We start from the raw sequence: 23,994 nt of genomic DNA on the forward strand, positions 1-23,994 counted from the left end.
CGGCGGGCGCGCGGGGCCCGTGCCCTGTCCGTGGCGTGGCGGGCCGTCCGGGCCTGCCGGTGCGGCGGCAGCGCCCGGGCGGGCGAGGCCGGTGCGGGGCCGGGCGCGTGGCGTCGGGCGGCCGCCCGTGCGGCCGGTCCCGGCGCCCGGCTCTCAGCTCGTGCGGCCCTTGGCGTCGAAGGCCTTCATGCGGTCCAGCACCGAGTCCGCGGTCGGGTCGGTGATGTCGTCGACGATCCGGCCGTCGGCGAGGAAGACGATGCGGTCGGCGTAGGCCGCGGCCACCGGGTCGTGGGTGACCATCACCACGGTCTGCCCCAGCTCCCGCACCGAGTTGCGCAGGAAGCCGAGGACCTCGGCTCCGGAGCGGGAGTCCAGGTTCCCGGTCGGCTCGTCCCCGAAGATGATCTCCGGGCGGGAGGCCAGGGCACGTGCCACGGCCACCCGCTGCTGCTGGCCGCCGGAGAGCTGGTTCGGGCGGTGCTTCAGCCGGCCGGAGAGCCCGACCGTGTCGATGACCCGGTCCAGCCACTCCTTCTCCGGCTTCCGGCCGGCGATGTCCATGGGCAGGGTGATGTTCTCCAGCGCGTTGAGCGTCGGCAGCAGGTTGAAGGCCTGGAAGATGAAGCCGACGCGGTCCCGGCGGAGCTGGGTGAGCTTCTTGTCCTTGAGCCTGGTCAGCTCGGTGTCGCCGATGGACGCGCTGCCGCTGGAGACCGAGTCCAGCCCGGCCATGCAGTGCATCAGCGTCGACTTGCCGGAGCCCGAGGGCCCCATGATCGCGGTGAACTCCGCCTGCCGGAACTCCACGGAGACCCGGTCCAGGGCGACCACCTTGGTCTCGCCCTGTCCGTAGACCTTGGAGAGGTCCGTGGCGCGGGCGGCCGCGACGGCGCCGGGTGAGGCGGGGGCGGCGGCTGCGGCGCCGGAGAAGGTGGTGGACACGTCGGGGTGCTCCTGTCGGGACGGGTGACCTCGGGACGCTTCCATCCTCCCGGTGCCGTCGCCGCGGGGGATCCGCCCGCGAACCTGTTTCCGGGGGAGCCCTGGGAGGTATGCCGGGGAGCGGCCGTCCTACCCAGGTAGGACCCCGGCCCTGAGACGCCGGGGCGGGCAGGGCCGCCGGGACGGCCCCGGACGGCACGGCGGGGGCGGCGTACAGGCGGCGCACCGGGGGCGCACGGGAGCGTGCAGGGGGACGGAAGCTCCGTCGCGATCATGCCATGGCGGGGACGAGTTCGCGTCAATTCTTGCTGCGTACCCGCCCGGCACGGACGCCCCCGAAAAGCGACGAACACCTCTGACGGGTGATCAGTTGTCAAGAAAATAAGACAAGATCGGTCTCTTGTGCACCTACGCGACGGGAGTCGTGGATAGGCTCGTCCTGCACCCCGCGTGGAGCATCGCTCACGCTCCGGCGCCGCGGTGCGCCGTGAGCCAGTGCCCGGATGGTGGAATGCAGACACGACGAGCTTAAACCTCGTTGGCCCTCGGGCCGTGCCGGTTCAAGTCCGGCTCCGGGCACCACCCACTCCTCGTCGCCCTCGGGTGGAGGGCGTCGCGCGGCACTCTTGACAGGTTCCCGTCGCTATCCACACCATCAGTTTGGGAGCGCTCCCATAACCGGCAGGGTCCGAGAGTGCCGGGGGACCGGCTCCCGCGCACCGCTCGTGTGCGAAGTGCCGCAGTCCGGCGCCGTCGCACCCTCATGCCGCGGGCTCACGACGGAAGCCACGCGGCACCACCCCCCTGAATGAGGTTCACCGATGCGCACACTCATACGCGGAGCAGTGGCAGCGATACTCGCACTGCCGCTGTTCCTGGCCTCGTCACCCTCCGCGCCGGCCGCGTCCACACCGCTCGCCATGACCAGCGGCTTCTACGTGGACCCGGACTCCAGCCCCGCGCGCTGGTCGGCCGCCAACCCGGGAGACGGACGGGCCGCCGCCATCCGCAGCTCCATCGCCGGCGTCCCCATGGCCCGCTGGTTCGGCTCCTGGAGCGGCGACATCCGCTCGGCCGTCAACGCGTATACCGGCGCGGCCGAGGCCGCCGACAAGCTGCCGCTCCTCGTCGCCTACCACATGTACGGTCGCGACGCCTGCGGCGGGCACTCCGGCGGCGGAGCCGCCTCCCCGGCCGAGTACGCGGACTGGATCGCCGCCTTCGCCCGGGGCATCGGCGACCGTCCGGCCGTGGTCGTCCTCGAGCCCGACGCCCTCGGCGACTACAGCTGCATGAGCCCGCAACAGATCGATGAGCGGCAGACCATGCTCACCGACGCCCTCTCCCGGTTCCGGTCCACGGCACCGAACGCATGGGTCTATCTCGATGCGGGCAACCCCGGCTGGGTCGACGCCTCGACCATGGCCGGGCGCCTCCACGCCTCCGGCCTCGGCCTCGCGAGGGGCTTCTCCCTCAACGTCTCGAACTACTTCACCACCTCCGAGAACGTGTCCTACGCCGGCAGCGTCAACCAGGCGCTCAGCCGGCGTCACGGCTACACGAAGCCGTTCGTCGTGGACACGAGCCGCAACGGCAACGGCTCGAACGGCGAGTGGTGCAACCCCGGCGGCCGCCGGATCGGCACGCCCACCCGGCAGGGAGGCGGCGCCGAGATGCTCCTGTGGATCAAGACGCCCGGGGAGTCCGACGGCGACTGCGGTGTCGGATCGGGCTCCACAGCCGGGCAGTTCCTGCCGGAGGTCGCCTACAAGATGATCTACGGCTACTGACACCCGCAGGCAGCCGCACCGGGGTGCGGTCGGCAGCGCCGGCCCCTCCCGGCCGGCCTCGCGGCAAGGCCCGTGGCGTTGCCGACCGGCTCCACCGCGTCGTGCCCGGGAAGCCGCACAGGCTCAGGTGGTTTCTGAGCCTGTGCGGCTCGGTTCCGAGCCGGGGCCGGAGGGGCAAGCACCCGCCGGCGAGGGGAGCGCGCTTCACGACCAGCGGCCTTGCGTCGCTCCTCCAGCGAACTCACGGAACGCCGACCCGCCGGGCCGGCGGGGTCGTACGGCCCGCCCGCCCACCGGGTGCCGTCGGTGAGCGGCAGCCCCCCTTCGGCGCCGGGGGCGCCGAAGGGGGGCTCACGGCGGTCCGGCCCGCAGCGGGCCGGACCGCCGGCCGGTCTCACCCGAGCGTCCACCGCTGGTTGTCACCGCCGGAGCAGGTCCACAGCTGGACCAGTGCGCCGTTGGCCGTCGAAGCGCCGCTGACATCCAGGCACAGCCCCGACTGCACACCGGTGATGGTGCCGTCGGCGTTGAGGTTCCACTTCTGGTTGCTCCCGCCGTGGCAGTTCCAGATGACCACCGGCGTGCCCGAAGACGTCCCGGCGTCCTCGGCGTCGAGACACCGGCGCGAGCCGCCGCTGTAGACCGTCAGCTCGCCGGCCGAGGTCAGCGTCCACTGCTGGTTGGCCCCGCCCCAGCAGTCCCAGATCTGCACGCGCGTGCCCGGCTCGGTCGACTGGTCCGGCACGTCCAGGCACTTGCCCGCGGCCACCGCCCGGAGCTCGCCGCCCTCGCCGCCGCCGGTGTCGCCGCCGTTCAGCGCGTCGAGTACGGCGTGGTACGCCTCCTTCTTCTGGTAGTTCTCGTCGAACAGCAGCGGGGTCTCGTCACCGCGCCAGGAGTGCCGGTCGGTGATGCCCCACGTGGTGATGCCGGTGCAGCGGGCGACGGCCATGCACGCCTCGGTGACCTGCCGGTAGACGTTGGCCTGCGCGGAGCCGGAGCCGCCGACGTCCAGCTCGGTGATCTGCACGTCGACGCCGAGGTCGGAGAAGCGCTGCAGGTTCGCCTGGTAGCTGCTCAGGTCGGAGTTGGAGCCGAGGTGGCTCTGGAAGCCCACGCAGTCGATCGGCACACCGCGGCTGCGGAAGTCGGCGACCATGTTGTAGATCGCGGTGCTCTTGGCGTTGATGCCGTCGGTGCCGTAGTCGTTGTAGCAGAGCCTGGCGTTCGGGTCGGCGGCCCTCGCGGCCCGGAACGCCTCCTCGATGTAGCCGTTGCCGAGCCGCTGCTGGAAGACCGACTGGCGGCGGCTGCCGTCCCACTCGAACGCCTCGTTGACCACGTCCCACGAGTGGATCTGGCCGCGCCAGTGGCCGGCGACGCCGTTGATGTGGCCGACCATCGCCTGGCGCAGGTCGTCGCCGTACAGGCCGCTGACCCAGCCGGGGAGCTGAGCGTGCCAGACCAGGGTGTGACCGCGCACGCTCATGCCGTTGCTCTGCGCGTGGCTGACGATCTGGTCGCCGCCGCCGAAGGTGAACTGCCCCCGGTTGGGCTCGGTGGCGTCCCACTTCATCGCGTTCTCGGCCACGACGCTGTTGAACTCGCGGTTCAGCGTGGACCCGTACGAGGCGTCACCGAGCAGGTTGGGGACCACGGCGGCGCCGAAGTACCGGCCGCTCTGCGCCGCCGCGGTGCCGAGCGTGTCGGCGGCGTGGGCGGTGCCGGCGGACACCAGGGTGGCCGCCGCGGCGAGGCCGGCGGTCGCTAAGGCGGCGACGGCCTGCCGGACACGACGGCGTCGTGGCATGGCTGATCTGCTGAGCATCTCTGTCCTCTCCGTCTCTGCTGTGGACTGGTCCGTGTACGTGGAGGGGCCCCGTCACCGGGGCGGCCCGGGACGGCGTCAGGTGTCTGGCCCCGAGGCCCGCGTCAGCTCTGCAGATCCCACTGCTGGTTCGCTCCGCCCCAGCAGCTCCAGAGCTGGATCTTCGTGCCGTTGGCGGTGTTCGCGCCGACGGCATCGAGACACAGGCCCGACTGCACTCCGGTGATGGTGCCGTCGGCGTTGATGTCCCACTGCTGGCTCGGTTGCCCGTTGCAGTCCCAGATCACCGCGGCGGTGCCGTCGCCGGTCCCGTTCCCGGAGGCGGTCAGGCACTTGTTGCCGTAGACCGTGAGTTGCTTGTCGTCGGTGTAGGTCCACTGCTGGTTGGTGCCACCGTGGCAGTCCCACAGTTGTGCCTGGGTGCCGTTGGTCGTGGCGTAGTCGGGGATGTCGGCACAGCGGCCCGACTGCCGGCCCACGAGCGTGCCGGTGGACGTGGGGGGCGGGGTCGACGAGCCGAACTGGGTGAAGAACCTCCACACCTCTCCCGACGTCCAGGTCTGCCAGCCGCCGCCGGTGGACCCGTCGATGGGGGCGGGGTCGTGCCCGCCGTCGAACGCGGCCCAGACGACGGGATACCCGGCGTCGCACCCCGAGTAGGCGGTGACGATGTGCGTCAGGCTGCCCTGCGCCGGCTCGGGCGGGTTCTGCGGGGTGCAGCCGTTGTTCCGGACGAACGTGTCGCGCAGCTCCCGTCCCGCGGAGATGGGCAGCACGTTGTCCCGGAGGCCGTGGAGGCCCATGTACGCGACGGGCTGACCACCGCCGCTGCAGCCGCTGAGGTTCGCGCCGGAGTAGACGGCGACCGCGCGGAAGACCGTCGCCCGGGAACAGGCGAGGGCGTACGACATCGCACCGCCGTAGCTGAAACCCGCGGCGAAGCGCTGTGTCGTGTCGACACACAGTCCCGCCTCGATTTGCCGGACCATGTCGTCGACGAAGGTCACGTCCCGGCCGCCGGAATTGGCCCAGCCGTTGTCGAGGCCCTGGGGCGCCACGAAGATCGTGCTGTCGTTCGCGCTGTCCGCCAGTCGCCTGAGTCCGTAGTAGGACCAGTTGTACCCATCGGCTCCGCCCGAGTCGACGTCATGGGCGGTGCCGCCCAACCAGTGGAACCCGAAGACCAACCGGTGAGGGCGGTTGTTGTCGTAGTCGGCGGGGATCCGGAGGATGTAGCTGCGGTTCTGGCCGCTGCTCGAGATCGTGTGCGTACCGCTGGTCAGCGTGGGCGCCTTGCCGCATCCGGCACTCGCAGCGGCGGCACCGGCACGTGAGGGCGACACGCTCGCGTCGGGACTGCTGCTCAGCGCCGTGCCGGCAGCGGACATGACGAGGAGTGCCGCAGCCACAAGCGGTGTCACGAGGGATCTACACCTCATCTGCTTCTCCCTTTCCGTGGGGGGACGTAGGTCGCCCGCGTGCGCGCCGACCGGCCGGCACCCGTCACGGCCGGGGCGGCTCGGACGGCCTTCGGGTGCCGGTGAGGGCGGCGTTGTGACGTGCGCGGGTCAACCAACTGTCTGGGAGCGCTCCCACGGCTCGGACCGTACCGCTCCTCCTCCGGGCTGTAAACGGATAGGGGGCGCGGAATTTCGAGTCCTGTACGGCAACTTGCGACGGCACGGACGCCCGGGGGCGGGGGCGGCCGTGCCGGGCGCCACCTGTCCTGCTCGGGCGATTGAACCCGCTTGACGTGCGAAGATGCTCTCTCTGTGGCACCGCGAATGTTTCGGCCTTCCCGGCGGATCATGCGGAGGGTGTTGACGCTGTGCGCAGGTTCCCTATCATCCTGGCTGCCCGATACTTCGACCCGTGGTCGATATGTCGAACACGGTGGAGCGCTCCCTCGCACACGCAGTCCGGGCAGCCTCTGACGGGGCCGACCGGAACCTCCCACTCAAGGATGACGAGGTCCCCATGCGCAGACGACATTCCCGTCGCAAACGTCCGTCCGTGGTGTTCGCCGCTGTGGTTGCGGCTCTGGTCGCGTTGGCGCCGGCGCTCGTCGCCAACGCCGCCCAGGCGGCCACCAGCGGCGCCTTGCGCGGTGTGGGCTCCGACCGGTGTCTCGACGTGCCGAACGCCGACCAGGCCGACGGCACGCAGTTGCAGATCTGGGACTGCTGGGGCGGGACCAACCAGCAGTGGACGCTGACGGACGGCAACCAGCTCAGCGTCTACGGCGACAAGTGCCTGGACGTTCCAGACCACGCCACCACGCCCGGCACCCGGGTGCAGATCTGGACCTGTCACGGTGGCGCGAACCAGCAGTGGCGAGTGAACTCCGACGGCACGGTCGTCGGCGTGGAGTCCGGGCTGTGCCTGGAGACTGCGGGCGCCGGTACGGCCAACGGCACTGCGGTGCAGATCTGGACGTGCAACGGCGGCAGCCACCAGAAGTGGACCGGCCTGTCCGGGACGCCGGGCGGCGAGTGTTCTCTTCCGGCGACGTACCGGTGGACGTCGACGGGTGCGTTGGCGCAGCCGCAGCACGGGTGGGTCGCGCTGAAGGACTTCACCAACGTGGTGCACAACGGCAAGCACCTGGTCTACGGGACGAACGTGTCGGGCTCTTCGTACGGCTCGATGATGTTCGGTCCCTTCACGGACTGGCCGGACATGGCGTCGGCCGGCCAGACCGGGATGAACCAGGCCACGGTGGCGCCCACGTTGTTCTACTTCGCGCCCAAGAACATCTGGGTGCTCGCGTACCAGTGGGGGCAGTGGCCCTTCCTCTACCGCACGTCGAGCGACCCCACCGACCCCAACGGCTGGTCCTCGCCCCAGCCGCTGTTCACCGGGAGCATCCCCGACTCCGGCACCGGCCCGATCGACCAGACCCTGATCGGTGACGGCCGGAACATGTACCTGTTCTTCGCCGGTGACAACGGCAGGATCTACCGGGCGAGCATGCCGATCGGCGACTTCCCGGGCAGCTTCGGCTCGTCGTACACGACGATCATGAGCGACTCGACGAACAACCTCTTCGAGGGGGTGCAGGTCTACAAGGTCCAGGGCCAGGACCAGTACCTCATGATCGTTGAGGCGATCGGCGCGAACGGGCGCTACTACCGCTCGTTCACGGCCTCCAGCCTGGACGGTTCGTGGACCCCGCAGGCCGCCACCGAGAGCAACCCCTTCGCGGGCAAGGCCAACAGCGGCGCCACCTGGACCAACGACATCAGCCACGGCGATCTGGTCCGCAACAACCCCGACCAGACCATGACCATCGACCCCTGCAACCTGCAGTTCCTCTACCAGGGCAAGTCCCCCGACGCAGGCGGCCCCTACGACCAGCTTCCCTGGCGGCCGGGCATCCTCACCCTGCAGCGCTGACTCCCCTGGCCCGACGGTGATCGCGTTCCGGTGCGGTCCGCCGACGGGGACACGAGCGGTCCGCGGCGTGGGCGATTCCGCCTGCCGACCGGTACCCGCCGCCTCGGGGAACCCCAGCCGTGCGTCGGCTGGGGTTCCTCCCGTGGCCGTATGCGTGGCGATCCTACGGGCAGGCCGCCCGGAGTCCCGGTAGCCGCGCAAGCCCGAGCGCGCCATGTCCCCCTTGGTGGCTGCCGCCCGGAGACGCCCCGTCCTAGTGCGGGATGGTGTCGATCAGCTCCCGCGCTCCCTGGCGCAGCAGGGAGACCGCGACCGACATGCCCAGCGTCGCCGGGTCCAGCCGCCCGGCGTCCTCCCGCGCTTCCAGCACCTGCTTGCCGTCCGGGGAGAACACCCGTCCCCGCAGCGACAGTTCGCCGTCCGCGCCGTGCTCGGCGAAGCCCGCGATCGGGCTGTTGCAGTGGCCCTGCAACACGTGCAGGAACATCCGCTCGGCCGCCGTCTCCCGCCATGTCGGGGCGTGCCCGAGCCCCGACACCAGGTCGATGAGGTCCGTGTCGTCCTCGCGGCACTGGAGGCCCAGCACGCCGGCGCCGATCGGCGGGCACATCGTCTCCACCGGCAGCACCTGGGTGACGACGTCCATGCGGTCGATCCGCTCCAGCCCGGAGACGGCCAGCACCAGCGCGTCCGCCTCGCCGGCGTGCAGCTTCTCCAGCCGGCGGTTGGCGTTGCCGCGCATCGGCACGCACTCCAGCTCCGGATGCGAGAGCGCGAGCTGCGCCGCACGCCGCACCGAGGAGGTGCCGATCCGGGCGCCGGCGGGCAGCTCGTCCAGGGTGAGCCCGCCGGGGTGGATCACGGCGTCCCGTACGTCGTCCCGCGCCATGTACCCGGCGAAGACGGTGCCCTCCGGGAGGGGCCGGTCCGCGGGGATGTCCTTCATGCAGTGCACCGCCAGGTCGGCCACCCCGGCCAGCAGGGCGGCGTCGACCTCCTTGGTGAAGGCCCCCTTCCCGCCGAGCTTCGCCAGGTCGCCCATCCACCGGTCGCCGGAGGTGGTCACCGGTACGACCTCGGTGCGGATCCCGGGGTGAAGCGCGGCCAGCTCCGCCCGGACACGCTCCACCTGGGCGAGTGCCATGGGGGAGGACCGGGAGACGATGCGGATCAGATCGGTCGCCATGTGCCGACGATAGTCCGTCGGTTCCGGTCCCGGGGCGCCGCCCCCGGCGTCCACCGCATCGGAGGACCGCCCGGCCCCGGGAAGGCGCGCGAGGCCGCGGGCGCCGCGCCCGGTCACAGCCCCGCACGCCCCCCGACGCCGCCCCGCGGTCTCACCGCCCCAGCCAGGCCTCCGCGACCGCCAGTGCCGCGGCCATGATGCTGAGCTGCGGATTCACCTCGGGACAGCCGGGCAGCACCGAGGCGTCGGCGACCAGCACCCCGCGTACGCCGCGGAGCCGTCCCGCCGGGTCGGCCGGAGCGCGGGCGGGGTCGGCGCCCGCGGCGACCGTACCGGTGGGGTGGTAGGCGGACAGATGCAGCCGGCGCGGGCACAGCTCCGCGAGGACGGAGTCCAGTTCGGCCGGGGTACGGGCGCGTGGAGCGGTGGGGACGCCGGTGAGGACCTCCTCCGCGCCCGCGGCGAACAGCACCTCGCCCATGGCGCGTACGGCCCGCAGCAGCCGGGCCCCGTCACGGCGGTCCAGGGCGTACCGGAGCAGCGTGCGGTCGCGGCCCAGGACCCGGCCCGAGGGGCGGTCGGCGATCATCGCGCCCAGGGTGGCGAGGTGCTCCGCGCCGTCCAGTTCCCGCCGCAACTCCCTGCCCAGGCCCGGCAGGACGAACGAACCCATGCCCGGCGGGGTGGCGGTGGCCTCGATCAGGACGCCCGCCCCGTGGTGCTCCTCGATCCCGGCGCTCTGCAGGACGCCCTGCCAGGCCGTGACCGGCTCGGCGAAGCGCCCGGCGAGGCTGGTGGCGGGGTGGACGCTGAGGTTGCGGCCGAGCCGCGGGTGACCGCCGAGGCCGGACCGGCGCAGCAGCGGAGGCGACTGCAGAGCGCCCGCGGCCACCACGACGAGCGGGGCGAGGATCTCGGACTCCCGTCCGTCGTCCCCCCGCACGCACACCCCCGCGGCACGCGCCCCGCCCGGCCGGTCCCGGTCCACCAGGATCCGGCGTACCCGCGCGCCGGTGACGATGCGGGCTCCCGCGGCGCAGGCGTCGGGCAGGACGGAGAGCTGGACGCTCTGCTTGGCGCCGGTCGGGCAGCCCACGACACACTGGCAGGAGCCCGCGCAGCCGGGTGCGTTGCGGCGCAGGGGCGCGGCCTGCCAGCCGAGACGTGCCGCACCGGCGAGCGCGAGGCGGCCGTTGGCGCCGAGGACGTCGAGGGGCTGGCGAGCGACGCGCAGGGTCCGTTCGGCCTCGTCGAGGCAGGGCCCGAGGCGTTCGGCGAGGACGAAGCCGAAGTCGCGGGCCCAGCGGGCCTGCACGTGGTCGGGGGTGCGGTAGCAGGTGCCCGCGTTCACCACGGTCGTGCCGCCGACCGCCCGGCCGGTGGGGAGCAGCACCGGAGGGGCGCCCAGGGCGACGGTGGCGCCGCCGTCCCGGTACAGCCCGGCGAACCGGTCCAGCGGCGTACGCCGGCCGAACGAGGCGGTGGAGTGGTGGTGCCCCTCCTCCAGGACGACGACGCTCAGCCCCGCGCGGGCCAGGGTCCGGGCCGCCATGGCACCGCCCGCGCCGGAGCCGACGACGACCGCGTCGGCGGTGGAGCGCGCGGGCCAGGCGCCGGCGGGGGTGCAGTCGAGCGGTGGGTCGGGGCGGGCCGGCGCGACCGGCGGCAGGCCGTCGTGGAACAGGCGCTCGGTGCCGGCGGCCAGCAGGACGGGCACCTTGAGCACGTCCAGGAGCGGCAGCAGCGCCCGGTGGGAGCCGAGGCCGGCGAGCACCGCCTCGCGCTCGCCGGGGCGGAGGGCGGCGAGCCCGCGGCCGGTGCGGGCCACGGCGTACGTGTCGACGGCGCGTGCCGCGGCCCGTACGCCGGCGCGGGCCGGGAACGGCAGCGAGGCGAGCACCGCGTCGAGGCGGGCGGGGACGCGGGCGGGCCAGGACGCGGTGCCGTCGTCGGCGAGCAGCGCCGCCACGAACCCGGGGAGGCTCACCGGGTGCCCACTTCCGCGTGGGCGGTGCCGTCGAGGTGCCACTCGGCCTCGGTGCGCCAGCCGCCGGGCCACCGGCGGCGCTCCAGGAGGACGTGGGCGTCGGCCCGTTCGCTGTTGCGGCAGACCGCGGCGGCGCCGTCCGGGTCGGTGTAGTCGAGGGCGAGGGTGCGGTCTTCCGGCTGGGTGACCTCGACCCGGATGCGGCGCCGCCCCGCGCGCCCGGTCACGGTCCAGACGGGCCGGCCGAGCCTGGCGCGGAACCGGCCGAGGCCCGCCCAGCCGGCCGCGCTGCGCTCCGCGCGGCGCGGCCAGGTGGTGCCGCGCCGGCGGAGCCGCAGGAAGACCAGCGGAGGCAGGCGGCGCAGGACCGGCCGCAGGGAGACCGCAGCGACGATCTCGAGGACGTCGCCTCCCCCGAGGTCCGCGTGGAGCCAGGCCCAGCGGCGGGCGTTGCCGTGCCCGTAGATGCGGGCCGGGGCGCCGGGCGCGCCGGCGAGGGACAGGGTGGTGCCGTCGAAGCCGAAGCTGCCGTCGTACGTGGCCCGCGCGGCAGGCAGGATCTGGGCGGCCGGGAGCAGCGGCCGGCGCCAGGACCACCGCGGGAAGGTGTACAGCGGGGCGTCCGCCGGGCGTTCGGCGAGGTCCCAGCGGAACGTCCCCGCCGAGCCGGTGAGCCGCCCGGGCGTGGCGGAGACCCCCGCGGCCGTGAACCCGTCGCCGGGCCGGCTCCACGGGGCGGGGCCGAAGCGGGCGTGGCGCACGGGGCCGTCCGGGGGGAAGGCCGCGGCCCAGCCGTGCGCGTACGCCGGGGACCCGTCGGCGGGCGCGACGAGTTCGTGGTGCAGCCAGAGCCCCGTGCCGGTGGCCGGGTCGGTGAGGGTGGTGTACCAGACCTCGGTGCGCCCCGGCTCGCCGTGCCAGCGGGGTGCGGTGAGCGCGTCCGCGGCCTCGCGGCGGGGGAAGCGGAGGCTCGCCAGGAACGGCACCAGGCCCGTGGCGAGAGGAAAGCGCAGCGTGCCCGTCCCGGCGCGCGTGACGTTCGCGGAGTCCTCGTGGGCCTCGGAGTCCTCGGCGGCCGCTGAGCCCGCGGGGTCCTCGTACACCGTGAAGGGCAGCACCGTCAGGGAGCCGAGCGGCCTGCGCGGGGTGACGGACTTCCAGCCGTCGAGCGTGAGGCGGCGGCCGTCCGCGGTGAAGCGGAGGCGGTAGCGGATCCGGCGCCCGGCCAGCGGGGAGATGTCCAGCTCGCCCTCGGCGGCGGGGTCGTCGGCCAGCCCCGCGATCCGTATACGTCCGGTGGCGCGCGCCGGGGTCCCGGCCCACGGACGCAGCACCCGGTCCGCCGTGACGTGCAGGTCGAGGCGGACGGGGCGCGGGCGGTCCGCACCGTCCATCCGGACCGTGCCGAGCAGCGTCTCGCGGAACGTGGTGCCCCGCGTCGCCGGTGTCCGCCGCGCCTGGCTCTCGGCCGCGGCCGCCTTCCCGGCGGCCGTCATGCGAGACCCTCCAGCATGATCCGCTCGGTCGCCGTCAGATACGCCTCGGCCGCCTGCCGGGCGCGGGCCTCGTCGCCGGCCGACACCGCGTCCACCACGGGGGCGAGCCGCGCATGGGCGGCCACGGGGTCGGTGAACGGCCCGACGAGGGCGGCGCGCACCGGCAGATAGGCCCGGAACAGGGTGTTGGTCAGCAGGGCGTAGACGCGGTTGCCGGTGGCGCGGGCCAGCGCCCGGTGCACCTCCACGTCGGCGAGCTGGACGGCGTCCCCGCCGTCGGCGCGGCGTACGGCGTCGAGCAGGGCGTGCAGCGCGGCGCGGTCCTCCGCGGTGGCCCGGGCGGCGGCCCGCTCGGCGATCAACGCGCCGATGCTGCGCCGGACTTCGAAGACCTCGCCGATCCAGTCCGGGCTGTGCTCCACCAGCATGGGCAGCAGGTCGGTGCCGCCGAGGCGGGTGAAGTCCCGCACCCGGGTGCCCACGCCGTGTTTCGTCTCCAGGAGCCCGGCCTGTACGAGGCGGCCGAAGGCGTGCTTGAGCGTGGTGCGGGTGACGCCGTACCCGTCGGCGAGCCGGCGTTCCGGCGGCAGATAGCTCCCGACCGGGTGCCGCCCGGACAGGATGTCCTGGCGCAGCCGCCCTTCCAGGACGTCGACGACGGTGTCGCGGGGCAGTGCCTCCACGGGGGTCCCTTCCTCGTGTACCGGCAGTGGCTCAGTGGATGAGCCACTGAACCAGTGACTCCCGCCGGAGTCAACGGCCCGCGCCGGCGCGGGCCCGGCCCGGCGGGCTAGCGTGGAGGCATGAACGGCTACGCCGCGCTGCACGAGCCGGCCTCGGAGGCGTTCCCGGCGTCCGGCGACGCCGGGGTCCTCGAGGTCGCCGGGACCGTGCACGCCGCCCGCACCGACGCGAGCGGCCGGGAGCCGGCGCCGTACACGCTGTGCGGCCTGGACACCAACGACCTGGAGCGCACGCCGGGGGACCGGCCGGCGGACCCGGGTGAGACCTGGTATCCGGCCGGCCGGCGGTTCGCCGGGGTGTGCGCGGTCTGCGACCGCGCCGCCGTCGCGGGCGGGCAGCGCACCTGACCGGGTGACCGGTCCTCCCGTCGGCCGTTCGGCACCGGGCCCGCGCGCCGGCACCGGGCGCCGGGGAGACGTACCGCCGTCGTGCCCCGCACGTCGGCTGCCGGACCGTCAGGGCCGGCGGTGCGTCGCGCGTGGCGCGGCGCTCACCCTCCGGCGCGCGGCGCGCCCGGGGGTGCCGGGAGGTGCCCGCCCGGTGCCGTCCCCGGCACGGCGCGGCGCCTCCGTCCCCGGGGCGCGGCGCCATGCCGCGCCTCCGGGCCCGTCCTCACGGGGCGTCAGGGCCAGACGTCCGGGCCGCCGCCGAGCCACTCGATGACCGTCGGGTCGTCCAGGATGGCGTCGTCCGGGTCCAGGCCCGCAAGCCGGAGGAATGCGAGCAGGTCGCTGGCGTCGTACGCGGTGCCCAGGGTGCGGCCGGAGGCCTGCACCGTCCGGCCGCCGCCGGCGCTGGGGCGGTGCACGACGATCGGGGCGTGTGCCTCCATGGCACCAGGCTGCGCCTGCCGGCGCCGGTGTGCAACGGGTGACGGCCGGGGGCGTGAACACCCGGCGGCGCGCCCACTGCTGGAGCACACGCCGGGTACCGGAACAATCACGATCCTTCCCTCGTTCTTACCCCTGCACTAGCGTGCTGTCTTTGCCCACGCATTACTCTGGAGGCAAGGCCGCGCCGTGCGGTCATGGAGGAGTGAGATGAGGAGTAGCAACCCGGTCTTCTCGCGACGGGGATTCAGCCGCGACGGCAGCCAGGCCGGTTTCCACACCGGTGGGCAGCCGCAGGCCGGGAACCCTTACGCGACCGGTCCCGCCGCCGACAACCCCTACGCCGCGAACCCGTACGCCCAGCAGCCCGCGGGCGCGCCGCAGGGCGCCCCGCCCGCCGCGCCGCCGAGCGCGGACCGGATGACGATGGACGACGTCGTCTCCCGTACGGGCATCACCGTCGGCACGGTGGTGGCCACGGCGACCGTGGCCTGGGTCACGGACCTCGCGCTCGGCCCGGCGTTCCTCTTCGCCCTGGTGGCGATGGGCCTGGCGCTGGTGCAGGCGTTCAAGCGCACGGCCTCGCCGCCGCTGATCCTGGCGTACGCCGCCTTCGAGGGCCTGTTCCTCGGCGCGATCAGCAACTACGTGGACAACCGCATCGCCGACGGCGCCGCCATGCAGGCGGTGATCGGCACCATGGCGGTCTTCGCGGCCGTGCTCTTCCTGTACAAGGCGCGGATCATCCGGGTCACCCAGCGGTTCTACCGCTTCGTGCTGGCGGCCGCGATCGGCTTCATCCTGCTGATGGGCGTCAACCTGCTGTTCGCCGCCTTCGGCGGCGGTGACGGCCTGGGCTTCCGCAGCGGTGGGCTCGGCATCCTCTTCGGTGTGATCGGCATCGTGCTGGGCGCCTGCTTCCTGGCCCTGGACTTCAAGCAGGTCGAGGACGGCGTCGCCTACGGCGCGCCGCGCAAGGAGTCCTGGCTGGCGGCCTTCGGGCTGACCCTGACCCTGGTCTGGATCTACCTGGAGTTCCTGCGGCTGATCGCCATCCTGCAGAGCGACAGCTGACGCCGCACGCCGCCGCGGCCCCGCGCCGCGGCGGCTCCGGCGGCCGGGCCGGAGGGCCCGCGCCGGTCATGCGGAAGGCCCGCGAAGCACCTGCTTCGCGGGCCTTCCGCACGTCCCGGGGGGACGGATGCCGGGTGTCCCGGAGGGAGGGGGCGTGCGCGCAATGCACGCCGGATGGCTCAGGGGCCCGCAGGGCCCGTCGGATGTCTTCGTCGCTGCCGTGCGTGGGTGCCGTGCACCGGACGCGGGTCAGCGGTAGCGCGCGGCGCGCCGCAGGTCGTGCTCGTGGATGATCGCCTTGGCATAGCCGTACGAGAGGTTGTGCTCCCCGCGCAGCCAGCTCACCTTCTCCTCGAAGCGGAAGAGAGCGGGGCCTTCGTCGACGGTGCGGAGCCAGTCGGAGATCTCCCGGCCGGTGCAGTGCGGGATGCGGGAGAGGAGGTTCTGATGGGTCTCTTCGGAGAAGGTCTGGGACATCGGCGCCTCCGGACGCTGCCGTATGGAGTCCTTCACGCCACGGTGCCTGAGTGTCGGCCCGTTGGCAACCGTCCGAAGGTCCCCATCGCCCCGGAGCTAGGCTGGTGGCGTGCTGGATCCGACGCCCCTGAATCTCGCCGTGGACCGGTTCGCGGACCGGCTGCGGGCCCTGCCGCAGAGCGCGTTGCTGCGGGGAGCGGCCGCCGAGGGGCATGCCCTGGCCCGGGAACTTGCGGGGCGCGCCCAGCGGCTCGAATTCCCGGGACGCGCTCCCCGGGAGCTTCCGGACGCCGGTCCGTTCGCCGTCGGGGACCAGGTGGCGGTGGCGGGACACGATCTCGCCGAGGCCCTCGCGACCGCCGGCACGGAGGCCGAGCTGGCCGAGGCGGTCCGTCTGGTCGAGGCGTCCGCCGCCGCGGCTACAGCGAGGCGATGACCCGGTCGGCCAGGGCGTAGATCCGCTCCTCGCCGAACTCGAAGGTCAGCGTGTACGCGCCGGAGACGCTGGAGCCGCCGAGCAGCACGGGGGAGAGGCCCGCCTCCAGGGCACCGGCGAGCCGCTCCGCGGTCTCCCGGTGGCCGGGGGACATGCACATGGTGGTGCCGTCCTCGAAGGCGTAGACGTCCAGCGTGCCCAGCGGCCCGGGGCGCACGTCCACCAGCGGCGTACGGGCGTCCGCGAGCTCCGCGAGCCGCCGCACGGTCCGCTCGTGCTCGGCGGCGCCGGGGACGCCTGCGGCGGGCACCGGGGCGGGGGAGACCGGCTCGCCGTGCAGCGTGAAGTCGGGGTGGGAGGGGTGCCGGCGCCGCGCGGCCGCCAGCTCGGCGGACTCGGGCTCCGTCCCCGTGCCGGGGCCGTCCTCGGCGTCGGGGCCGCCGGCTCCGGGAGCCGGCTCCAGGTCCGTCGCGGGGTCGGCGGCCGCGTCCGGACCCGGCTGCCGGGGGACGAAGACGTCGCCGTCGGGGGCCTCGTGCAGCCCCTCCAGGCCGTCCAGGCGGCCCTCCAGCAGCGCCTCCAGGAGGGTGTGGTCGAAGGGGGGAGCGACTTCGTACTCGGTGCCGTGCCCGGCCAGCAGCGGCCCGGCGTCCGGGCCCGCGTCACGGGCCTCCTGCGCCGCCCAGAAGGCGCGCGCCTCGGCCAGCTCCCGCTCGCGCTCCTCGGCCAGCGCCTCGGCGACGGCCGTACGGATCTCCTCGGCCGGGGTCTGCCGGGCGGCCGGCACGGTCGCCGTGGGCCCCGGGGCCGGGGTGGCCGGGGCGGACGCCGCCGCCTCCGCACGGGCGGTCTCCGCGGCGGCGAGCTGGGCGCGCAGCGCGACGAGCTGGCGGTGCAGGCTGCGAGCGGTGTGCAGGGCGGCGCCGCCCAGGGCCGTGGCGAGGCCCGCGGCCGCAAGCAGGATGAGGGATATGGCGCTCACTGACAGACTCCCGGTTGCGATCGATCCCCCGAATTCCTACCGCAGATTCCACGGCAAGACCTCTCGACCGTAGTGCAAACCGGCACCAAAGGGACAGGTGGCGACGGGGACGGGGTTCCGGTGCGCCTCTGTGACCAGGGAAGACGGAGCGCCTCAGGGGATATATCACATCCTGAGGGCGCTTCGGTCTCGCTGAGGTGGAGACGGTGGAACGACGGTGGAACGGGGTGCGCCCGGCGCGCGGGAGCCGGTTCCGAGGCGTCGTGCGCCGGGGAGCCCCCGTCGTGCGCCGGGGCCCGTCGTGGGGCGAACCCCCCTCATGCGCCGGGCCGCAGCCGTCGCCGCAGCCGTCGTGGCCCGGGCCGCAGCCGCCGGGCGGACCGGGCCGCCCGGCGGGGGCCCCGGCGGGGGTCAGCTCAGCCGCTCCAGGACCATCGCCATGCCCTGACCGCCGCCGACGCACATCGTCTCGAGGCCGAACTGCTTGTCGTGCCACTGGAGCGAGTTGAGGAGCGTGGTGGTGATGCGGGCGCCCGTCATCCCGAAGGGGTGGCCGACGGCGATGGCGCCGCCGTTCACGTTGAGCCGGTCCAGGTCGATGCCCAGGTCCCGATAGGAGGGGATGACCTGGGCGGCGAAGGCCTCGTTGATCTCGACCAGGTCGATGTCCCCGATGGACATCCCGGCGCGGGCCAGCGCCTGCCGGGAGGCCTCCACGGGGCCGTAGCCCATGATCTCCGGGGAGAGCCCCGAGACGCCCGTCGAGACCACCCGGGCGAGCGGGGTGACGCCCAGCTCGCGCGCCTTGGTGTCGGACATGATCACCAGTGCGGCCGCGCCGTCGTTGAGCGGGCAGCAGTTCCCGGCGGTGACCAGTCCGTCCGGGCGGAACACCGGCTTCAGCCCGGAGACGCCCTCCAGGGTCACCCCCGCCCGCGGCCCGTCGTCCTTGGCGACCACGGTGCCGTCCGGGGTGGTGACCGGCGTGATCTCGCGCTCCCAGAAGCCGTCGGCGATGGCCTTCTCCGCGAGGTTCTGGGACCGCACGCCGAACTCGTCCATCTCACGGCGGGTGACGTTCTTCGCCCGGGCGAGGTTCTCGGCGGTCTGACCCATGGCGATGTAGACGTCCGGCAGCTCGCCGTCCTCCCGCGGGTCGGTCCACCCCTCCCCGCCCTTCTCCGCGCGCTCGGCGGTACGGGCCTCGGCGGCCTCGAAGACCGGGTTGTGGGTGCCGGGCATGCCGTCGGAGGTGCCGTTCACCTGGCGGGACACGGTCTCCACGCCCGCGGAGACGAAGACGTCGCCCTCGCCCGCCTTGATGGCGTGCAGCGCCATCCGGGTGGTCTGCAGGGAGGAGGAGCAGTAGCGGGTGATGGTGCAGCCGGGCAGGTGGTCCATGCCGAGCTGCACGGCCACCACCCGGCCGAGGTTGTGCCCCTGCTCGCCGCCGGGCAGGCCGCACCCGAGCATCAGGTCGTCGATCTCCCTCGGGTCCAGCTCGGGGACCTTGGCGAGCGCGGCCCGGACGATCTCGGTGGTGAGGTCGTCGGGGCGGACCTCCTTCAGGGACCCCTTGAAGGCACGTCCGATGGGCGAACGGGCGGCAGAGACGATCACTGCTTCGGGCATCACGGGCTCCCTCAGGGGACGTCGGGTGGGCGGCTGCGTTGTCACAGGAAGCTACCTGCACGTAGCGCACGGGTCACGGTTCACACGGTGTGATGCGGGCCTCTTTTCTAAGCGCTTGCTTTGTCAGGTCACCGCCGCCTCGGCCCGCGAGGAGCCGCGCACCGGCCGGCTCACGGGCGGCTCACGGCCGGCGCGGGGCCGGCCGCCGGGCCGGGTGCCCGGCCCCGCCCGCTCAGCGGGCGGCGTCCGCGTGCGAGGCCGGCTCCCGCTCCTCCGCCGGCGGCAACCGCCGCCGGCGCCGGTGCTTGAGCAGCGCCCACGGACCGCGCACCGAGGTGACCTCGGTGCCGCCCTCCGCGGCCGCCTCCGCCGCCGCGCGGGCCACCGGCAGGATGCCCTCGCGCCGGGTGGCGTCCGGGCGCTCGTCCTCGGTGGGCCACAGCCCCAGCGCCGCACACATCGTCGGCAGGATGGCCATCGCAGCCGTCGCGTACCCCTCCGCCGAGGGGTGATACCGGTCCGGGCCGAAGAGCTCCCGGGGATTCGCCAGGAACTCGGGACCGAGCAGATCACCCAGCGAGACCGTGCGCCCGCCCTCCTCCACCACCGCGATGGTCTGCGCCGCAGCGAGCTGGCGGCTCATCCGCCGGGCGATCCACCGCAGCGGCTGCGTGACCGGCTCGATCGTCCCCAGGTCGGGACAGGTGCCCACGACCACCTCGCAGCCCGCCGTACGCAGCCGGGCGACCGCGTCGGAGAGCAGCCGCACCGAGCGGGCCGGCGGCATCCGGTGCGTGACGTCGTTGGCCCCGATCATGATCACGCAGACATCCGGCGGGTATGCGCCGTCCCGCTCGCTGAGCAGCATCGTGACCTGCCGCTCCAGATCGTCCGACTGGGCGCCGGGCAGCGCCACGTTCCGCAGCTCCACGGGCCGCTCGGCGACCGCCGCCAGCGCCGAGGCGAGCAGCGCCCCCGGGGTCTGCCGCGGCCGGTGCACGCCCTGGCCGGCCGCCGTGGAGTCGCCCAGCACCGCCAGCAGCAGGGGGCGGGCCGGCGGCCTGCCGTGCGCGTGCGGGACCATGCCGTAGCGGGCGTAGGCGGCGCCGTACAGGCCGTCGGCGACCGGCGGCACGTCGTCCGAGCCGCCCACCCGCCGCTTGGCGATCGCGACCTCGGTGAAGAGCAGCCCGACGGCGGCCCCGCCGACCAGCCCGATCCCGCCGCCACCGTACGCGGCGGCGGTCGCGATCCGGCGTGCCACTCTGGCCGTCGCCGCCTTCGACATCGACATGGTGCTGGTCCGCCTCCCCGTGGTCGGTACGTTCGGAACATGAGGTTCGTCCCCGTACGCGGAAAACTTCCTCAACAACGTGTTGCCCCGTACGGGCCGTTCCGCAACGCACACGTGGGGTGCACGTGTTGCGCAATATGGTGTCGGCACCGGTAGAGCGACGGCAGCGCCCGCTGCATTCCCCGGGGGCGAACCCCCCGAACCCCCGAAAGGCTGTGGAGAACGTGCAGTATCACGACTCGATGATCGAGCTTGTCGGCGACACCCCGCTGCTCAAGCTGCGGAACGTCACCCAGGGCATCCAGGCCACCGTCCTGGCGAAGATCGAATACTTCAACCCCGGCGGCTCGGTCAAGGACCGCATCGCGCTGCGGATGATCGAGGCGGCCGAGCGCAGCGGCGAGCTGCAGCCCGGCGGCGTCATCGTGGAGCCCACCTCCGGCAACACCGGCGTGGGTCTGGCCATCGTGGCCCAGCAGAAGGGCTACCGCTGCATCTTCGTCTGCCCGGACAAGGTCTCCACCGACAAGATCAACGTGCTGCGGGCCTACGGCGCCGAGGTGGTGGTCTGCCCCACCGCCGTCGACCCGGAGCACCCGGACTCCTACTACAACGTCTCCGACCGGCTCGTCCGGGAGACCCCCGGTGCCTGGAAGCCGGACCAGTACAGCAACCCGAACAACCCCCGCTCCCACTACGAGACCACCGGCCCCGAGCTGTGGAAGCAGACGGACGGGCGCCTCACCCACTTCGTCGCCGGCATCGGCACCGGCGGGACGATCTCCGGAACCGGCCGCTACCTCAAGGAGGTCAGCGAGGGCCGGGTGCGGGTGGTCGGCGCCGACCCCGAGGGGTCCGTCTACAGCGGCGGCTCCGGCCGGCCGTACCTCGTCGAGGGCGTCGGCGAGGACTTCTGGCCGGACGCCTACGACCGGGAGATCGCGGACGAGATCGTCGCCGTCTCCGACAAGGACTCCTTCCAGATGACCCGGCGGCTCGCCAAGGAGGAGGGGCTGCTGGTCGGCGGCTCCTGCGGAATGGCCGTGGTCGGCGCGCTCGAGGTCGCCCGGCGGCTCGGGCCGGACGACGTGGTGGTCGTGCTGCTCCCGGACGGCGGGCGCGGCTACCTCAGCAAGATCTTCAACGACGACTGGATGAACGACTACGGCTTCCTCGACGAGGGCGCGCCCACCGAGGTGCGCGTCAGCGACGTGCTCCGGCACAAGGAGGGCCCGATCCCCTCGCTCGTGCACATGCACCCGGAGGAGACGGTCGGCCAGGCGATCGACGTGCTCCGCGAGTACGGCGTCTCCCAGATGCCGGTGGTCAAGCCGGGCGCCGGGCACCCGGACGTGATGGCGGCCGAGGTCGTCGGGTCGGTGGTGGAACGCGAACTGCTGGACGCCCTCTTCGCCCAGCGCGCCTCCCTCTCCGACCGGCTCGACAAGCACATGAGCCCGCCGCTGCCGCACGTCGGCTCCGGGGAGTCGGTCGCCGACCTGATGACGGTGCTGGAGGGCGCCGACGCGGCACTCGTGCTGGAGGAGGGGAAGCCCACCGGGGTGCTCAGCCGCCAGGACCTGCTGACCTACCTGGCCCGCGGGGCACGCTGACGCCCTCCCGGGGCGCGGTCCCGGCGGGGCGGCGCCCCGGGCGGCCACCAGGCGGTCCCCGGACGTCACACGGCCGCATACCCGGGTTCACAACCGCCGGGAAGAGTGGGCGGCGGCGCCACGGGCGGCCGGAGCGGCTCCCGGGCCTCCGCGGGCGCCCGGGCGCGGCCGTCCCGTCTCAGCGGTCCGTGTCCCGCGCGGGGGTCCGTCGTCGTCCCGTCCCGGCCGCCGTGCCGGGGTCCGGCGGCCCCCGCACCCCCTCCGCCGGTGTACGGCCTTACACCTGTACGCCGGCGTCGCGGGCGGCCGGCGGGGAGTGTACGGGGGAGCCTCAGCTCCCGCCGGCCGCCGGGTCCCCGTCGCCGGGGCGGGACCGGGTGCGCCCGCCCGTGGCGAAGTCCAGCCAGGAGCGGCTCGCCTGCAGCGCGTTCACCGCCACGATGCCGCCCCAGCAGGCCAGCAGCCCCGGCAGCCCGGTGTTCACCGCGGCGATCGCGGAGAGCGGGATCGCCAGTACCAGCGAGGCCACCGCCAGCCCCAGCCGGGCGCCCAGCCCGTCGGGGTAGGTGGGCGACTCGGGGGACGAGGCGCCGCCGCGCGGGCTCCGCCCGCGCGCCACCACCATCTGCTGCTCGGCGAGCTGCCGGCGTATGCGCCGCTCGACCGTGCTGTCCAGCTTCTCCAGGAAGCTCTCCACGAGCTCCGCCTCGTACTCGGGCCCGAGCTCCTTGCGGGTCTGCAAGGTCGCGTCGAGTTCCTTCTTCAGCTCAGGGTCACGGCCGTCCATGGGCGCCAATGTACGGCGCGAGGCCGTCCCGCACAGTGGGGCCAACCCCCGGGTCGTCCGGGGGCGGGCGCCCCGTCTTGCCCGCTCTGCATAGGGTCATGCAGAGTCGAAGTGCGATGAATGGCGGCCGGCCGTGGCGTGCGGCGCCGCGCGGACGGCGGCGGTCGCGGGCCGCCCGGAGGCGCACGCGGTGGCCGGCCCGGGAGACGGAGGACAGGTGGCGCAGGTGGGCGCGACGAGCGGTGCGGGCCCCCGGGGCTCCGCGGACGGGGAGACCGTGCGGGTCGCGGAGCACGCCGCCGGGGACGGCGACGGGTCCGGGGACCGTACGGCGGACCGCACCGGGCCCGGGGTTCCCACGGAGCCCGGTGGGGCCGGCACCCCGGGCGGCGACCGGTCCGGCGCCGGCCGCGAGGGAGCCGGCGCGGGCAGCGCGAGCGCGCGCCTGTTGCGGCTCTTCGAGGGGCACCGGCTCACCCCGACCCAGCGGCGCATCGCGCACTGCATGGTGCGGCGGGCCGCCGACGCCCCCTTCCTCTCCAGCGTGGAACTCGCCGAGCTCGCGGGGGTCAGCCAGCCCTCCGTGACCCGTTTCGCGGTCGCCCTCGGCTTCGACGGCTACCCGGCGCTGCGCCGGCACCTGCGCGAGCTGCCGCCCCCGGCGTACGAGACCGACGGCTCCGGGGACGCCGCCGGTGCCGGGGACGGCACACCGTCCCCGGCGCGCAACGCCTACCAGCAGGCCGTCCAGGGCGAGATCGAGAACCTGCGCCACCTCGCGGCCCTCCTCGCCGAGCCCGAGCCGGTGGAACGCGCCGGGCGCCTGCTCGCCGGCTCCCGGCCGCTGCCGGTGCTGGGGCTCCGGGCGGCGGCCGCCCAGGCCCGCGGCTTCTGCTACTTCGCCGCCAAGGTCCACCCGGACGTACGCCTCCTCGACGAGGGCGGCTCGATGCTCGCCGACCGGCTCGACGCGGCCGTACGGGCGGGGGCGGGCGCCCTGCTCTGCTTCGCCCTGCCGCGGTACCCGCGGGAGGTCCTGGACGCCCTCCGCCAGGCCCGGGGCGCCGGGCTGCGGGTGGTCACGGTCGCGGACAGCGCCTTCGCGCCGGTCGCCGACCCGTCCGACCTGCTGCTGCCCGCGGCGGTCGGCACCGGCCTCGCCTTCGACACGGCCTGCGCCCCGATGCTGCTCGGGCGGGTCCTGCTGGAGGCCATGTGCGACGCGCTGCCGGACGCCCAGGCCCGGCTGGAGGAGTTCGACGCCCGCGCGGCCCGGCGCGGCCTCTTCCTCGACTGACCTCTCGTCCCGGCCTCCGGCCCCCCGCGGCGAGGGGGTGCGGCGGGGCGGCGCCCGGCGTACGGGCGCTCGCGCGGCCGGGACCCGCCCGGCCCCGTCGAGCGCCCCCGGCATCCGCGTGCCCTACCCCCCGCGCAACCCTTCCGGCGTGCCGGCGGCCCGCACCGACGGTGCGGGCCCGGCCGCGTCCGCGGCGGCGC

At 74.2% G+C, this 23,994-nt stretch carries 20 protein-coding genes and 1 tRNA gene; 8 read left to right on the forward strand and 13 right to left on the reverse strand.

Translation table 11 applies throughout. The annotated features are described in order from the left end of the window. Nucleotides 1-153 precede the first annotated feature (153 nt). The gene (locus HOY81_RS23985; RefSeq protein ID WP_237322776.1) at nt 154-945 is read right to left on the reverse strand and encodes an ABC transporter ATP-binding protein; all 792 of its coding nucleotides are present in this window, start codon (nt 943-945) and stop codon (nt 154-156) included. 497 nt (nt 946-1,442) lie between these two features. Here HOY81_RS23985 and HOY81_RS23990 point away from each other — a divergent pair. Together HOY81_RS23990 and HOY81_RS23995 are read left to right on the forward strand one after the other, a co-directional pair. Then, a tRNA-Leu gene (locus HOY81_RS23990) sits at nt 1,443-1,527 on the forward strand. A 239-nt stretch (nt 1,528-1,766) separates the two neighbouring features. Then, nucleotides 1,767-2,735 carry a glycoside hydrolase family 6 protein gene (locus tag HOY81_RS23995; protein WP_237322777.1) on the forward strand — a complete coding sequence of 323 codons (969 nt, stop codon included), beginning with the start codon at nt 1,767-1,769 and terminating at the stop codon, nt 2,733-2,735. Between the two features lie 394 nt (nt 2,736-3,129). Here the strand turns inward: HOY81_RS23995 and HOY81_RS24000 are convergent, their stop codons facing one another. After that, on the reverse strand, nt 3,130-4,563 hold the full coding sequence (locus tag HOY81_RS24000) for an endo-1,4-beta-xylanase (RefSeq protein WP_237322778.1): 1,434 nt from the start codon (nt 4,561-4,563) through the stop codon (nt 3,130-3,132). A 104-nt stretch (nt 4,564-4,667) separates the two neighbouring features. Continuing rightward, the gene (locus HOY81_RS24005) at nt 4,668-6,002 is read right to left on the reverse strand and encodes a ricin-type beta-trefoil lectin domain protein (protein WP_237322779.1); all 1,335 of its coding nucleotides are present in this window, start codon (nt 6,000-6,002) and stop codon (nt 4,668-4,670) included. Between the two features lie 538 nt (nt 6,003-6,540). Here HOY81_RS24005 and HOY81_RS24010 point away from each other — a divergent pair. Further along, nucleotides 6,541-7,959, forward strand: a complete 1,419-nt coding sequence (locus tag HOY81_RS24010; protein ID WP_237322780.1) for a non-reducing end alpha-L-arabinofuranosidase family hydrolase — start codon at nt 6,541-6,543, stop codon at nt 7,957-7,959. A 253-nt stretch (nt 7,960-8,212) separates the two neighbouring features. Here HOY81_RS24010 and hemC read toward each other — a convergent pair whose 3' ends face one another. The 4 genes from hemC to HOY81_RS24030 all read right to left on the reverse strand — a co-directional run bounded on the left by hemC (nt 8,213) and on the right by HOY81_RS24030 (nt 13,311). Then, nucleotides 8,213-9,145, reverse strand: a complete 933-nt coding sequence (hemC, locus tag HOY81_RS24015; protein WP_237322781.1) for a hydroxymethylbilane synthase — start codon at nt 9,143-9,145, stop codon at nt 8,213-8,215. 151 nt (nt 9,146-9,296) lie between these two features. Continuing rightward, the gene (locus HOY81_RS24020) at nt 9,297-11,132 is read right to left on the reverse strand and encodes a GMC family oxidoreductase (protein ID WP_237322782.1); all 1,836 of its coding nucleotides are present in this window, start codon (nt 11,130-11,132) and stop codon (nt 9,297-9,299) included. Continuing rightward, complete coding sequence (locus HOY81_RS24025; protein WP_237322783.1) at nt 11,129-12,628, reverse strand: hypothetical protein; 1,500 nt, start codon at nt 12,626-12,628, stop codon at nt 11,129-11,131. Before HOY81_RS24025 ends, HOY81_RS24020 begins: the two co-directional genes overlap by 4 nt. Further along, nucleotides 12,625-13,311, reverse strand: a complete 687-nt coding sequence (locus HOY81_RS24030; RefSeq protein ID WP_237322784.1) for a FadR/GntR family transcriptional regulator — start codon at nt 13,309-13,311, stop codon at nt 12,625-12,627. The genes HOY81_RS24025 and HOY81_RS24030 overlap by 4 nt, the downstream gene beginning before the upstream one ends. 120 nt (nt 13,312-13,431) lie before the next feature. Between HOY81_RS24030 and HOY81_RS24035 the strand changes: the two genes are divergently transcribed. Beyond that, nucleotides 13,432-13,719 (forward strand): hypothetical protein, encoded by a 288-nt coding sequence (locus tag HOY81_RS24035; RefSeq protein WP_237322785.1) that lies wholly within the window; start codon nt 13,432-13,434, stop codon nt 13,717-13,719. Between the two features lie 275 nt (nt 13,720-13,994). Here HOY81_RS24035 and HOY81_RS24040 read toward each other — a convergent pair whose 3' ends face one another. Then, a complete protein-coding gene (locus HOY81_RS24040; protein WP_237322786.1) occupies nt 13,995-14,204 on the reverse strand; it encodes a hypothetical protein in 210 nt (69 codons plus the stop codon). 208 nt (nt 14,205-14,412) lie between these two features. Here HOY81_RS24040 and HOY81_RS24045 point away from each other — a divergent pair, with 208 nt between their 5' ends. Beyond that, entirely contained in the window at nt 14,413-15,276 is an 864-nt protein-coding gene (locus HOY81_RS24045) for a Bax inhibitor-1/YccA family protein (protein WP_237322787.1), read from the forward strand. 249 nt (nt 15,277-15,525) lie between these two features. Here HOY81_RS24045 and HOY81_RS24050 read toward each other — a convergent pair whose 3' ends face one another. Then, complete coding sequence (locus HOY81_RS24050) at nt 15,526-15,753, reverse strand: DUF4287 domain-containing protein (protein WP_237322794.1); 228 nt, start codon at nt 15,751-15,753, stop codon at nt 15,526-15,528. Nucleotides 15,754-15,862: 109 nt separating this feature from the next. Here HOY81_RS24050 and HOY81_RS24055 point away from each other — a divergent pair, with 109 nt between their 5' ends. Next, on the forward strand, nt 15,863-16,189 hold the full coding sequence (locus HOY81_RS24055; protein WP_237322788.1) for a hypothetical protein: 327 nt from the start codon (nt 15,863-15,865) through the stop codon (nt 16,187-16,189). Here HOY81_RS24055 and HOY81_RS24060 read toward each other — a convergent pair. The 3 genes from HOY81_RS24060 to HOY81_RS24070 form a co-directional block, all read right to left on the reverse strand. Then, nucleotides 16,173-17,171: a hypothetical protein gene (locus HOY81_RS24060; protein ID WP_237322789.1), complete on the reverse strand. Its 999-nt coding sequence runs from the start codon at nt 17,169-17,171 to the stop codon at nt 16,173-16,175. The genes HOY81_RS24055 and HOY81_RS24060 overlap by 17 nt on opposite strands. Before the next feature lie 411 nt (nt 17,172-17,582). Then, nucleotides 17,583-18,803 carry an acetyl-CoA C-acetyltransferase gene (locus tag HOY81_RS24065; protein WP_237322790.1) on the reverse strand — a complete coding sequence of 407 codons (1,221 nt, stop codon included), beginning with the start codon at nt 18,801-18,803 and terminating at the stop codon, nt 17,583-17,585. 232 nt (nt 18,804-19,035) lie between these two features. Further along, a complete protein-coding gene (locus HOY81_RS24070; RefSeq protein ID WP_237322791.1) occupies nt 19,036-20,097 on the reverse strand; it encodes an SGNH/GDSL hydrolase family protein in 1,062 nt (353 codons plus the stop codon). Between the two features lie 224 nt (nt 20,098-20,321). On the opposite strand from HOY81_RS24070, the gene HOY81_RS24075 reads away from it, so the two are divergent. Further along, nucleotides 20,322-21,710 (forward strand): cystathionine beta-synthase, encoded by a 1,389-nt coding sequence (locus HOY81_RS24075; RefSeq protein ID WP_237322792.1) that lies wholly within the window; start codon nt 20,322-20,324, stop codon nt 21,708-21,710. A gap of 331 nt (nt 21,711-22,041) precedes the next feature. Here HOY81_RS24075 and HOY81_RS24080 read toward each other — a convergent pair whose 3' ends face one another. After that, on the reverse strand, nt 22,042-22,497 hold the full coding sequence (locus HOY81_RS24080) for a hypothetical protein (protein WP_237322793.1): 456 nt from the start codon (nt 22,495-22,497) through the stop codon (nt 22,042-22,044). Nucleotides 22,498-22,942: 445 nt separating this feature from the next. Between HOY81_RS24080 and HOY81_RS24085 the strand changes: the two genes are divergently transcribed. Beyond that, nucleotides 22,943-23,794 carry a MurR/RpiR family transcriptional regulator gene (locus HOY81_RS24085; RefSeq protein ID WP_237322795.1) on the forward strand — a complete coding sequence of 284 codons (852 nt, stop codon included), beginning with the start codon at nt 22,943-22,945 and terminating at the stop codon, nt 23,792-23,794. Nucleotides 23,795-23,994: the final 200 nt, after the last annotated feature.

Source organism: Streptomyces sp. JJ36 (assembly GCF_021696945.1).
In the GTDB taxonomy this organism is placed as follows: Bacteria; Actinomycetota; Actinomycetes; order Streptomycetales; family Streptomycetaceae; genus Streptomyces.